9 protein-coding genes and 2 tRNA genes are annotated in these 12,260 nt (G+C 64.0%); 7 read left to right on the top strand and 4 right to left on the bottom strand.

Going from position 1 to position 12,260, the window contains the following annotated elements; all coding sequences use genetic code 11:
- Positions 1-212 precede the first annotated feature (212 nt).
- On the top strand, positions 213-1,712 hold the full coding sequence (locus tag ACVJ19_RS32245; protein ID WP_453953161.1) for an NAD(P)H-hydrate dehydratase: 1,500 nt from the start codon (positions 213-215) through the stop codon (positions 1,710-1,712).
- A 197-nt stretch (positions 1,713-1,909) separates the two neighbouring features.
- On the opposite strand, the gene ACVJ19_RS32240 is transcribed toward ACVJ19_RS32245, so the two are convergent.
- Complete coding sequence (locus ACVJ19_RS32240; RefSeq protein WP_453953160.1) at positions 1,910-3,214, bottom strand: multicopper oxidase domain-containing protein; 1,305 nt, start codon at positions 3,212-3,214, stop codon at positions 1,910-1,912.
- A 154-nt stretch (positions 3,215-3,368) separates the two neighbouring features.
- On the opposite strand from ACVJ19_RS32240, the gene ACVJ19_RS32235 reads away from it, so the two are divergent.
- From ACVJ19_RS32235 to ACVJ19_RS32225, 3 genes are all read left to right on the top strand, one after another.
- Positions 3,369-3,453: transfer RNA gene (locus ACVJ19_RS32235), tRNA-Leu, on the top strand.
- Positions 3,454-3,625: 172 nt separating this feature from the next.
- On the top strand, positions 3,626-4,987 hold the full coding sequence (tig, locus tag ACVJ19_RS32230) for a trigger factor (RefSeq protein ID WP_453953159.1): 1,362 nt from the start codon (positions 3,626-3,628) through the stop codon (positions 4,985-4,987).
- 392 nt (positions 4,988-5,379) lie between these two features.
- Positions 5,380-6,015 (top strand): ATP-dependent Clp protease proteolytic subunit, encoded by a 636-nt coding sequence (locus ACVJ19_RS32225; protein WP_453953158.1) that lies wholly within the window; start codon positions 5,380-5,382, stop codon positions 6,013-6,015.
- Positions 6,016-6,073: 58 nt separating this feature from the next.
- Here ACVJ19_RS32225 and ACVJ19_RS32220 read toward each other — a convergent pair whose 3' ends face one another.
- Positions 6,074-6,286, bottom strand: coding sequence for a hypothetical protein (locus ACVJ19_RS32220; protein ID WP_453953157.1), 213 nt, complete (start codon positions 6,284-6,286; stop codon positions 6,074-6,076).
- Between the two features lie 181 nt (positions 6,287-6,467).
- Here ACVJ19_RS32220 and clpX point away from each other — a divergent pair, with 181 nt between their 5' ends.
- From clpX to ACVJ19_RS32205, 3 genes are all read left to right on the top strand, one after another.
- Positions 6,468-7,739 (top strand): ATP-dependent Clp protease ATP-binding subunit ClpX, encoded by a 1,272-nt coding sequence (gene clpX, locus ACVJ19_RS32215; RefSeq protein WP_018642420.1) that lies wholly within the window; start codon positions 6,468-6,470, stop codon positions 7,737-7,739.
- A 326-nt stretch (positions 7,740-8,065) separates the two neighbouring features.
- On the top strand, positions 8,066-10,489 hold the full coding sequence (gene lon, locus ACVJ19_RS32210) for an endopeptidase La (RefSeq protein WP_212335959.1): 2,424 nt from the start codon (positions 8,066-8,068) through the stop codon (positions 10,487-10,489).
- A gap of 69 nt (positions 10,490-10,558) precedes the next feature.
- Positions 10,559-10,963: a GFA family protein gene (locus ACVJ19_RS32205; protein ID WP_453953156.1), complete on the top strand. Its 405-nt coding sequence runs from the start codon at positions 10,559-10,561 to the stop codon at positions 10,961-10,963.
- A gap of 73 nt (positions 10,964-11,036) precedes the next feature.
- Here ACVJ19_RS32205 and ACVJ19_RS32200 read toward each other — a convergent pair.
- Both ACVJ19_RS32200 and ACVJ19_RS32195 read right to left on the bottom strand, forming a co-directional pair.
- Positions 11,037-11,113 (bottom strand) — tRNA-Val (locus ACVJ19_RS32200).
- 229 nt (positions 11,114-11,342) lie between these two features.
- The gene (locus ACVJ19_RS32195; protein ID WP_453953155.1) at positions 11,343-11,705 is read right to left on the bottom strand and encodes a hypothetical protein; all 363 of its coding nucleotides are present in this window, start codon (positions 11,703-11,705) and stop codon (positions 11,343-11,345) included.
- Positions 11,706-12,260: the final 555 nt, after the last annotated feature.

Raw genomic sequence — 12,260 nt, 5'->3', positions numbered from 1 at the left:
AAAGCAGGGTCTATGCCAAGTTGCAAATACCCTGATTATTGGAGCGTTATCAGCCTTTTAACGAGCATCTCTGATAGGTGGCGCCGACCGGGCCAAAATACCGAAGACTACGAAATAGGCAAACAGTTCAGTATATGTGCAGATCGGTGTTCCCGGCGACGGATCGGCACAAAAAATGCCTGTTGAAGAGGCGTTTGTACCAGGGAAGTGGCATGGAAGTTCTGACCAACGCCGAAATGCAGCGCGCCGACCAGCTCGCGATCGCGGCCGGCACGCCCGGCTTCAAGCTCATGCTGAGCGCCGGCCAGGCGGTCGCGGAGGCCGCCAATGCGCTGGTGGAGGAGGGGCCGATCCTGATCGTGGCCGGCCCCGGCAACAATGGCGGTGACGGTTTTGTCGCAGCCGCCGAGCTCGCCGCGCAAGGGCGCGAGGTCTCGGTGATCCTGATGTGCGAGCGCGATCAGCTCCAGGGCGATGCGGCCTCCGCCGCGCGCGGCTGGAAGCATCCGGTGCTGCCGTTCAATCCGCAGGCGATCGGAAGACCTGCGCTGATCATCGATGCGCTGTTCGGGGCCGGCCTCAGCCGCTCCGTCGAGGGCGAGGCGCGGGAGATGATCGAGGCGATCAACGCCAACGGCGCGCCAGTGCTCGCGGTCGACCTGCCGAGCGGCATCAACGGCACCAGCGCCGCCGTGCTGGGCGTGGCCGTGAACGCTACCGAGACCGTCACCTTCTTCCGCAAGAAGCCGGCGCACCTGCTGCTGCCGGGACGGATGCATTGCGGCCGGGTGCGGGTTGCCGACATCGGTATCGACGCGCAGGTGCTGGACGAGATCGGGCCGCAGATTTTCGAGAACGATCCGGATTTCTGGGGTGCGGCGTTTCCGGTGCCGCGCATCGACGGCCACAAATATGCGCGGGGGCACGTGCTCGCGGTCTCCGGCGACGCAGCCGCGACCGGCGCAGCGCGGCTCGCCGCGCGCGGCGCGTTACGCGCCGGCGCCGGGCTGGTGACGCTCGCCACCCCGCGCGATGCGCTCGCGATCAATGCTGCCGCGCTCACCGCGGTGATGGTGCGCCCCGTCGATACCGCAGTCGAGTTCGGCGAACTGCTCGGCGACAAGCGCTACAACACCTGCATCATCGGTCCCGGCGCCGGAATCGGCGAACGCACCTGCGACATGGTCCACACCGCGCTTGCCGCACAACGACATCTGGTGCTGGACGCGGACGCGCTGACGAGCTTTGCCGCAACCCCTGAGCACCTGTTTGAATCGATCAAATCCTCGCACGACAATGCGGTGGTGCTGACGCCGCACGAGGGCGAGTTTCCGCGCCTGTTCTCCGATCTCAGCAACAAGCATCCGGGCCGCTCCAAGCTCGAGCGCGTCCGCGTCGCCGCCGAGCGCTCCGGCGCGGTGGTGCTGCTGAAGGGGCCCGATACCACCATCGCCGCTCCCGACGGCCGCGCCACCATCGCCGCCAACGCGCCGCCATGGCTTGCCACCGCCGGCGCCGGCGACGTGCTCTCCGGCATCATCGCAGGACTGCTGGCACAGGGCGTGCCGGCCTTCGAAGCCGCCAGCATCGGCGTCTGGATGCACGGCGAGGCCGCAAGCGAAGCGGGGCCGGGCCTGATCGCGGAGGACCTGACCGAGACGCTGCCGGCCGTGCACCGGCGGATCTATGATGCGCTGGGGGTGGAGTACTAAACTCGCCGCACACGCTCCCGTCGTCGCCCGCGCGCAAGCCATACGGCTAAACCGCTAATCACGCCTCCGCGTGCCGGCCCCGTAGGGTGGGCAAAGCGAAGCGTGCCCACCATTTCTGCCGACATCAGGAAAATGGTGGGCACGGCGCGAAGAGCGCCTTTGCCCACCCTACGGAGCCGGGCGCTGGGCGCGCATACTCACTCCACCCAATACCAGCGCACCAGCCGCGGCGCGGCCCAGTCTGTCGCAACCGACTCGATCAGCCATCGTCCCGGAGAGGTCGCCGCGAACGCGATGCGCTGGGTCTGGCCGGGCTCGATCGCGAGCGTGTCGAGCCAGTAGGGCTTCCAGCCGTCGTCGAGCTTGTCGAGCAGGCGGAAGGGGTGGCCGTGCAGGTGGAAGACCGTCGTGATGGGGGCGGGGTTCTTGAGGGCCAGCACGACGGTGCGGCCGGCCTTGGCGCGGAAGGCGGGGGCGGAGGTCGTGGAGAAATTTGCGGGTCGCACCCAGCCGCCATCGGGGGCGCCCAGCGCGACATCGAACCGCAGGGCGCCTTTCAGATCGAGCTTCTCGGGCAGGTCGTTCGACGGGAGCGGCTGCGGCGGCAACAGCGGCGCGCGCCGCTCCAGCTGGCCTGATATCTTGAGGCTGCCCACCTGGCGCGCCTCCTTGCCGTCATGCAGCAGGAATGCGGCCGATGTGGCCGCATCCACGAAGGCGTCGGCCCGTCCGCCGGGGGCCAGGACAAGGGCGCCGTTGCGGGCCGGGAACGGCTCGGCGGGCTGCCCGTCCAGGGCCATCACGCGGACCTCGTGGCTTTCCAATTTAATTGCCAGAACAGTGCGTTGGGAGCCGTTGATAAAGCGCAGCCGCAGCCGCTCATTGGCCGCGGCTGAGAGTTCGAATGAAGTCTGCCCGTTGATCGTATAGAGCGGTGCCGTGTCCTTCGGGTCCTGGCCCGGCGGCACCGCGTTTCCGTCAGGCCGCAGGCGCCATTCCTCGATCAGCAGGATCTCGTCGCGATCGACGGCGATCCGGTTTATCTCCTGCGCGATGATCGCGAGCGGACGGGCAGGCTGCTTCTGGCCGTCCTCGAACAGCCGGAAGTCGGCCAGCAGGGTTCCTGCGTTAGGTATTGAAACAATTGACGTTTCGGTCGTGTCCGGGGCTGCCGGCGCGCGTCCCCGGAGCGGGTCGGCCGCGGTCGGGGCATTGAGGCCGTACCAGACTGGGGCAAGCGGCACAGGCAGGTCGTTCCGAAACACCACCTCGCAGCGGTCAAAACGCTTGAGACGAACGTCCCTGAGGTGGCTTACCGCGGCCAGTTCCCAGATCGGTGTAGCCGGCTGACCCGATCTCAGAGCCAGTGTTGCCGGCCTTGCCTGAAGCGCGAGCTGGGCCGTCACGGACGGGCCGGCGCCGCCGGCGATCAGCCCGGCTGCCGAGGCTCCAAGGCCTGCCAAAACCTCTCGTCTGTTCGGGTCAAAGATCCGCGTCGTCATGGCGCGATCCGGACCACGCCGCGCTGGATAAGTCCAGCCGTCGTGCCTACTTGAAGCCTGCAGCCATCTGACCATTTTTTTGCTGCGAACAGTCAAGCACATGTTATAAGCCCGGCCGCCCGCGGCATCGCGGCCGGTCTTGATGCAAATTCACGCGGGCGTGGCGGAACTGGTAGACGCGCCGGATTTAGGTTCCGGTGACGAAAGTTGTGGGGGTTCGAGTCCCTCCGCCCGCACCAAGCGCTTTCAGCGTTTGCACGGATTACAAGGGCCTGCTCCTGGCGGATGTTGTCCGCCCGAAGCCGGTCCGATGAACCACCGGCGTTGAGGCGTTTGCCTCGCGCCGGATCGATTAATGACAGCGTCCCGACGCATGCGCGCCGGGGCCGAACGAGAAGAAGATTGGACGCCATGCAGGTCACAGAGACCCTCTCGGAAGGTTTGAAGCACGAGTTCAAGATCAGCGTTCCCGCGTCTGATCTCGACGCCAAAGCCGGCGCCAAGCTCGTCGATCTCAAGGACAAGGTCCGCATCAACGGCTTCCGTCCCGGCAAGGTGCCGGTCACGCATCTCAAGAAGGTCTATGGCCGCTCGGTGATGGCCGAGACCATCGACCAGACCATCCGCGACACCAACACGCAGCTGTTCTCCGAGCGCGGCTTCCGTCTCGCGACCGAGCCGAAGATCACGATGCCGACCGAGCAGGCCGAGGTCGAGGAGCTGCTGAGCGGCAAGACCGATCTGACCTACACGGTCGCGATCGAGGTGGTGCCGTCGATTGCGCTCGCCGACTTCAAGACGTTCCAGGTCGAGAAGCCCGTTGCTGACGTGACCGATGCCGACGTCGACGAGGCGATCAAGCGCATCGCGGACAGCAACCGTGGTTATGCCGCGAAGGGCGAGGGCGAGAAGGCCGCCTCCGGCGATCGCGTCACCATCAACTTCAAGGGCACCATCAACGGCGAAGCCTTCGAGGGCGGCACCGGCGAGGGCATCCAGGTCGTGATCGGCTCCAACACCTTCATCCCGGGCTTCGAGGAGCAGCTCACCGGCATCGGCGCCAACGAGACCCGCACGCTCAAGGTGTCGTTCCCCAAGAACTACATGAGCGAGAAGCTCGCCGGCCAGCCGGCAGAGTTCGAGACCACCGCGACGACGATCGAGGCGCCGCAGGACGTTGCGATCGACGACGAGTTCGCCAAGACGCTCGGCCTGGAATCGCTGGACAAGCTGAAGGAAGCCGCGCGCGAGCGTCTGGTTGCCGAGTTCGCGACCGCGACGCGCCAGCGCGTCAAGCGCGCGCTGCTCGACCGTCTCGACGAGGCGCATCGCTTCGAGGCGCCGCCCTCGTTGGTCGACGAGGAGTTCAATCTGATGTGGAACTCGGTCAGGGCCGAGATGGACTCCGCCGGCAAGACCTTTGCCGACGAGGACACCACTGAGGACAAGGCGAAGGAAGAGTACCGCAAGATCGCCGACCGTCGCGTGCGGCTCGGCCTCGTGCTCTCCGAGATCGGCGAGAAGAACAAGATCACCGTGACCGATGACGAGGTCGGCCGCGCCGTGATCGAGCGCGCCCGGCAGATGCCCGGCCGCGAGAAGGAGGTCTGGGACTATTACCGCAGCAACGCTCAGGCGCTGGCCCAGCTTCGTGCACCGATCTACGAGGACAAGGTTGTCGACTTCATCCTCGAGCTCGCCAACGTGACCGAGAAGAAGGTTTCGCGCGAGGATCTCTACAAGGACGACGAGGCGGAAAAGACCGCAGCCTGAAGGCTCTAGAGCGTTTTCGAGCGAAGTGGGTACCGGTTCGCGTCAAGAAAATGCGTCAAAAACTAGAAGCTAGAGTCCCGTTCCGCTTCCATTGGAATGGGGCTCTAGGACAGTCTCCTATTAAGGATGATCAGCGACGGGGCCCAGCTAGCCGGATGGCCGGCTGGGCCTCTTTGTACGAATCAGCTTCAACTGCCCCGCGGATTAAGCCTTAATGCGCTCCGCACTTGTCAGGCGCGAATTGGGCTATATCTGTCGGTACACCCTGTACCTACGCGTTCTACTTCTACCAACTTCCTGCATCACGGGACGTCCATCGGCCTTCCGGCACATCCAGCCCAAACTGGCAGCCAAGACTGGCGATGTCCGCCTCCTAAAACCCTAGGTGACTCATGCGCGATCCGGTTGAAACCTACATGAACCTCGTGCCCATGGTGGTCGAGCAGACCAACCGTGGCGAGCGCGCCTACGACATTTTCTCGCGCCTGCTGAAGGAGCGCATCATCTTCGTGACCGGTCCGGTCGAGGACGGCATGTCGACGCTGATCGTCGCGCAGCTCTTGTTCCTCGAGGCAGAAAATCCGAAGAAGGAAATCTCGATGTACATCAACTCGCCGGGCGGCGTGGTGACGTCGGGCCTTGCGATCTACGACACCATGCAGTTCATCCGCCCGCCGGTCTCCACGCTCTGCACCGGCCAGGCCGCCTCGATGGGCTCGCTGCTGCTCGCCGCCGGCGAGAAGGACATGCGCTTCTCGCTGCCGAACGCGCGCATCATGGTGCACCAGCCCTCCGGCGGCTTCCAGGGCCAGGCCACCGACATCATGCTGCACGCCCAGGAAATCCTGAACCTGAAGAAGCGGCTCAACGAGATCTACGTGAAGCACACCGGCCAGACCTACAAGACGATCGAGGACGCGTTGGAACGCGACAAGTTTCTGACCGCGAACGACGCCAAGGAGTTCGGCCTGGTCGACAAGGTCATCGACAAGCGCGCCGAGGAACCGGCGCCGGTGAAGGTCCCGTAGCACTACTGGACCGTAACCGGCGATCCCTGGGATCGTCGGGGTCCTATCAGGGCGGCGTTCACGCTAGGTGCGCGTGTGCGCATTGCAAAACAATCGTTTTGCGCCATGCGGCAGGCAGAAAGTTCCGCTTTCGTGCTTGTTTTTCGTGGTAATCCAGCAACGCCGGGGTGATTTCGGTCACTTCGCCCGTGCCAAGACCGGAAATCACGGTATTGTCACGGGTAGCCGGCGCCCCCCGATTAGCGAATTCTTGATAGTCGGGTGACAGCATGGTTGGCTACGATTGATGGGCTATGATCGCGGGAGAATCGAGTGACCGTGATTCGCACGGGATGTAGTAACGCGTAGGTCTTTTTTGGTACGGAATTTGCTCTATTTGAACTTCATCCCGACCATCGTGTCGGAATGGAGCGATCGAGCGGAACGGGATCGAACCGCGGACGGAGACATGAATGAGTAAGGTCGGCACGAGCGACTCCAAGAACACGCTATATTGCTCGTTCTGCGGCAAGAGCCAGCACGAAGTCCGCAAACTGATCGCGGGTCCCACGGTCTTCATCTGCGACGAGTGCGTTGAGCTCTGCATGGACATCATCCGTGAGGAGAACAAATCCTCGCTGGTGAAGTCGCGCGACGGCATTCCGACGCCGAAGGAAATCTGCAAGGTGCTGGACGACTACGTGATCGGCCAGAGCCATGCGAAGAAGGTCCTGTCGGTCGCGGTGCACAACCACTACAAGCGCCTCAACCACCAGACCAAGCACAACGACGTCGAGCTCGCGAAGTCGAACATCCTGCTGATCGGTCCGACCGGCTCGGGCAAGACGCTGCTCGCGCAGACGCTCGCCCGCATCCTGGACGTGCCGTTCACGATGGCCGATGCGACGACGCTGACCGAAGCCGGCTATGTCGGCGAGGACGTCGAGAACATCATCCTGAAGCTGCTCCAGGCCGCCGACTACAATGTCGAGCGCGCCCAGCGCGGCATCGTCTACATCGACGAAATCGACAAGATCAGCCGCAAGTCCGACAATCCCTCGATCACGCGCGACGTGTCGGGTGAGGGCGTGCAGCAGGCGCTGCTGAAGATCATGGAAGGCACGGTGGCTTCGGTCCCGCCGCAGGGCGGCCGCAAGCATCCGCAGCAGGAGTTCCTGCAGGTGGACACCACCAACATCCTGTTCATCTGCGGCGGCGCCTTCGCCGGCCTCGAGAAGATCATCTCGGCGCGCGGCCGGTCGACCTCGATCGGTTTCGCGGCCCAGGTGATGGCGCCGGAAGATCGCCGGACCGGCGAGATCTTCCGTCACGTCGAGCCTGAGGACCTCCTGAAGTACGGTCTCATCCCCGAGTTCGTCGGTCGTCTGCCCGTCGTGGCGACGCTCGAGGACCTCGACGAGACCTCGCTGAAGAAGATCCTGACCGAGCCGAAGAACGCGCTGGTGAAACAGTACCAGCGGCTGTTCGAGATGGAGAACATCGAGCTGACCTTCGCCGACGAGGCGCTTGGCGCGGTTGCCCGCAAGGCGATCGAGCGCAAGACCGGCGCGCGTGGTCTGCGTTCGATCCTCGAGGCGATCCTGCTCGAAACCATGTTCGACCTGCCGGGCCTGGAAGGTGTGGAAGAAGTCGTGATCTCCCGCGAAGTCGTGGAAGGTACGGCGCGTCCGCTCTACATCTACGCCGATCGGACCGATCGCGCCGTCGAGAATGCCAGCGCCTGATTTGGCGGCGCTGGAACGCTCCAATCGTCTCATCGAGTTGGGCTGCGGACGAGTATCTCCGCAGCCGGTGTTGCGTTCGCTTATCCGCGTGCGTAAGCGCTTGATGGCGCGCGTTTTTCAATGACTTGACACCCCCCGGGTCGATAGCCACCTAATGTCGGCGGCGAGCGAGAATTCTCTTCAAGATTCGCCTCTGTTCCGATCCGGCGAGCCGGTCCAACTTTCAAGAGGACCGACCGGTTTTGTGGATCACCTCGGCACCTTGTGGCGGTTGCGCATGAGCATGGCGGACTGCGTGCAAGGGGGCAAAGCAAAAGGAAAAGGCCATGACTAATCCAAAACCCCGGCCAACCATCGTCCACGGCGAAGCGCACGCTTATCCCGTGCTGCCGCTGCGCGACATCGTCGTCTTCCCGCACATGATCGTTCCGCTCTTCGTCGGCCGCGAGAAGTCGATCCGCGCGCTTGAAGAGGTGATGAAGAACGACGCGCTGATCATGCTCGCGACGCAGAAGAACGCGTCCGACGACGATCCGGCGCCCGACGCCATTTACGAGACCGGTACGCTCGCCAGCGTGCTCCAGCTCCTGAAGCTTCCCGACGGCACCGTGAAGGTGCTGGTCGAAGGGCTCGAGCGTGCGCGCGTGCAGAAGTACACCGATCGCGCCGACTACTATGAAGCAACCGCCGTGGCGCTTGCCGACACCGATGCGAAATCGGTCGAGGCGGAAGCCTTGGCACGTTCGGTCGTGTCCGACTTCGAGAGCTATGTGAAGCTCAACAAGAAGATCTCGGCCGAGGTCGTCGGCGTCGTGCAGGCGATCACCGATTTCGCCAAGCTCGCCGACACCGTTGCCTCGCATCTCGCCGTCAAGATCGCGGACCGCCAGGGCATCCTGGAGACGCTGTCCGTCACCACGCGCCTGGAGAAGGTGCTGGGCCTGATGGAGAGCGAGATCTCGGTGCTGCAGGTCGAGAAGCGCATCCGCTCGCGCGTCAAGCGCCAGATGGAGAAGACCCAGCGCGAGTATTACCTCAACGAGCAGATGAAGGCGATCCAGAAGGAACTCGGCGACGACGATGGTCGCGACGAGCTCGCCGATCTCGAAGAGAAGATCGCCAAGACCAAGCTCTCCAAGGAAGCGCGCGAGAAGGCGCAGCATGAATTGAAGAAGCTGCGCCAGATGTCGCCGATGTCCGCGGAAGCGACCGTCGTGCGCAACTATCTGGATTGGCTGCTGTCGATTCCGTGGAACAAGAAGTCCAAGGTGAAGAAGGACCTGGAGGCCGCGCAGGCGGTTCTGGATGCCGATCACTACGGGCTGGAGAAGGTCAAGGACCGTATCGTCGAGTATCTCGCGGTGCAGTCGCGCGCCAACAAGCTGACCGGGCCGATCCTGTGCCTCGTCGGGCCTCCCGGCGTCGGCAAGACCTCGCTCGGCAAGTCGATCGCGAAGGCGACGGGGCGTGAGTTCGTGCGCGTCTCGCTCGGCGGCGTGCGCGACGAGGCCGAGATCCGCGGGCACCGCCGCACCTATATCGGCTCGATGCCCGGCAAGATCATCCAGTCGATGCGGAAGGCGAAGTCGTCCAATCCGCTGTTCCTCTTGGACGAGATCGACAAGATGGGCGCCGATTTCCGCGGCGATCCGTCCTCGGCTCTGCTCGAGGTCCTCGACCCCGAGCAGAACGGGACCTTCAACGACCACTATCTCGAGGTCGACTACGATCTGTCCAACGTGATGTTCATCACGACCGCGAATACGCTGAATATTCCAGGTCCCCTGATGGACCGCATGGAGATCATCCGGATCGCGGGCTACACCGAGAACGAGAAGGTCGAGATCTCGCGCAAGCACCTGATCCCGAACGCAGTGTCCAAGCACGGCCTGGACTCCAAGGAGTTCTCGATCGACGACGACGCGCTGCTGCTTCTGATCCGCCGCTACACCCGCGAAGCGGGCGTGCGCAATTTGGAGCGTGAGCTCTCCACACTCGCCCGCAAGGCGGTGAAGGAGCTGATGATCTCCAAGAAGAAGTCGGTCAAGGTCACCGAGAAGACTCTGGAAGAGCTGCTCGGCGTGCCGAAGTACCGCTTCGGCGAGATCGAGAGCGAGCCGCAGGTCGGCATCGTCACCGGCCTTGCCTGGACCGATGTCGGCGGCGAGCTGCTGACGATCGAAGGCGTCATGATGCCCGGCAAGGGCAAGATGACGGTCACGGGCAACCTGCGCGACGTGATGAAGGAGTCGATCTCGGCGGCGGCGTCCTACGTCCGCTCGCGCGCGATCAACTACGGCATCGAGCCGCCGATGTTCGACCGCCGCGACATCCACGTGCACGTGCCGGAAGGCGCGACGCCGAAGGACGGTCCGTCCGCGGGCGTGGCCATGGCCACCGCGATCATCTCAGTGATGACCGGCATCCCGGTTCGCCACGATGTCGCGATGACCGGCGAGATCACGCTGCGCGGCCGCGTGCTGCCGATCGGCGGTCTCAAGGAGAAGCTGCTGGCTGCGGCCCGCGGCGGCATCAAGACGGTGCTGATCCCCGAGGACAACGCCAAGGATCTCACGGAGATTTCCGATGCGATCAAGGGCGGCATGGAGATCATCCCGGTCTCCCGCCTCGACGACGTCGTTGCCAAGGCATTGGTGAAGAAGCCGGTGCCGATCGTCTGGGAAGAGGACACCAAGGTGACGGTGAAGCCGGATGGCGATGAAGCCGCCGGCGGCCTGACCGCCCACTGATCTCGAGCGAAAGATGATAAGACGGCGCCCTCGGGCGCCGTTTTTGTTTGGGGCAAGGGAACGAGGGCGATGCAGGTCGACGGGCAATGCCATTGCGGGAAGATCACATTCGAGGCCGAGATCGACCCTGAGGCGGTCTCGGTATGCCATTGCACCGACTGCCAGACGCTGACCGGCTCGCCGTTCCGGGTGACCGTGATCTGCACCGGCTCCGACGTCAGGCTGACCGGCGGCGCCCCCAAGCTCTACGGTAAGCGCGGAGACAACGGCCGGATGCGCTTCCAGCATTTCTGCGCCGACTGCGGTTCCCCGCTGTTCACCAGCGGCGAGGGCGAGGAGGCCGACGATTGGGGCATCCGCTGGGGCAGCGTCCGCCAGCGCGATGCCTTAAGGCCTGTCAGGCAGATCTGGTGCCAGTCGGCGGCGGTGTGGATCGACGCCGTGCCGCTGCTGCCGGGCAGGCTGCGGGATTGAGGTGGGGCTTGCCTAGCCGTAGCTCGCGTTTTGGCTGGCTTGCCAAGCCGTTGCCCGCGAAGCGGGCGTAGGCTGGTGGGCGGTCACGGATTCGAACCGCGGACCCTCTCGGTGTAAACGAGATGCTCTAACCAGCTGAGCTAACCGCCCCACGGCGCCTCTTTAGCGCTCCGGCGGGGGGAGGAGCAAGGGGCGAGCGCGCCGCGAGCTGGCCCCAATTTGCGGCTCGGTCAGGGATTTCAGACCGGACACGGGCAGCCCTGCGACGAGCCCGCTGCAGGGGGAATCCACTAGCGCGATTCGCGTCATCCGACCGAGCAGGCGGCGATCGTACTCGCCGCCGCCGTGCCGTGCCTCGGCCTGGAGTTCCCGCCTGACGTCAGGCTGTCTTGGTGAACATCGTCAGGACGCCGTCGGCGATGTTGATCGCGACGACTTGTGACGAGCTCAAGCCCTTGGCCTTGAGCACGGAGGCGGCCTGCGGTGTGGCGTCGATGGACTGCCGGAGCGACTGGATGTCCTGGTCGCTTGTGTGTGCCACGAGTTCATCGACCTTCGCGCGCACGGCCGGCTGCAATTCCTTGACGTCCACAACCTGTATGCTCCGGATCACCGTGCTGGATTGTGTGGACGGGGACTCCGCGCCGGGTTGTGACGATGCTCCCTGTGCCTGCACGAGGGCCGGTGTTCCGAGGGAGAGAGCTGCAACGATGACGGATGCCGCGAATCTGCGCATGGTCATGCCTTTTTCCAGTTTGAGGAATGGCGAAACCTATCGACGAAATCTGGTTGGCATCTGATTCTGATGCGGCGGTTCGGTGAAACCAATGTGGCCGCAATGCGCACAGGTGAGACGCGCTGCGCAGGCTCCGGTAATGTAACTCGCCTTCGCCGCGCTGCGCCCGCGGCGTTCACTTCGACAGGCACGATGCGACCGGGAGCGACGTGCACCGCAGGCACATCCACCTGCGCAACAGGCGGTGGCCCAATGAAATACACGCGAGGGGCGGCCTTGAGCGAGATCGGCAACGATTAGAGAGGCCGCGGAATGCTGGCACCATGGAAAGTGAAGAACAGCCAACTCTGGGGCCGAACGGGCCGGCACCAAAATTCGACCCGGCTAAACTCCTGAAGCTGCCGAAGAGTTAGGGACACACTTCCCTGTATCCGACCGATCCCGCACCCGATGAGCTCCCACTCTCGACCCGGCATCCCGATTTGACCGGACGACAGCCTGCGTTGCCGCATATAAGCTGCCCGCTTGCCTGAGGCTTGGATGGTTTGGCTTCCGTTTGCT

It is taken from the genome of Bradyrhizobium sp. USDA 376 (genome assembly GCF_054063675.1).
This window is presented reverse-complemented; position numbering and strand designations above follow the sequence as displayed.

What these genes read in the sequence shown, in the direction of transcription:
- ACVJ19_RS32245 (WP_453953161.1), top strand. Translation starts at nt 213, where the DNA reads ATGGAAGTTCTGACCAACGCCGAAATGCAGCGCGCCGACCAGCTCGCG.
- ACVJ19_RS32205 (WP_453953156.1), top strand. Translation starts at nt 10,559, where the DNA reads ATGCAGGTCGACGGGCAATGCCATTGCGGGAAGATCACATTCGAGGCC.
- ACVJ19_RS32195 (WP_453953155.1), bottom strand. Translation starts at nt 11,705, where the DNA reads ATGACCATGCGCAGATTCGCGGCATCCGTCATCGTTGCAGCTCTCTCC.
- ACVJ19_RS32220 (WP_453953157.1), bottom strand. Translation starts at nt 6,286, where the DNA reads ATGCTGTCACCCGACTATCAAGAATTCGCTAATCGGGGGGCGCCGGCT.
- ACVJ19_RS32225 (WP_453953158.1), top strand. Translation starts at nt 5,380, where the DNA reads ATGCGCGATCCGGTTGAAACCTACATGAACCTCGTGCCCATGGTGGTC.
- lon (WP_212335959.1), top strand. Translation starts at nt 8,066, where the DNA reads ATGACTAATCCAAAACCCCGGCCAACCATCGTCCACGGCGAAGCGCAC.
- tig (WP_453953159.1), top strand. Translation starts at nt 3,626, where the DNA reads ATGCAGGTCACAGAGACCCTCTCGGAAGGTTTGAAGCACGAGTTCAAG.
- ACVJ19_RS32240 (WP_453953160.1), bottom strand. Translation starts at nt 3,214, where the DNA reads ATGACGACGCGGATCTTTGACCCGAACAGACGAGAGGTTTTGGCAGGC.
- clpX (WP_018642420.1), top strand. Translation starts at nt 6,468, where the DNA reads ATGAGTAAGGTCGGCACGAGCGACTCCAAGAACACGCTATATTGCTCG.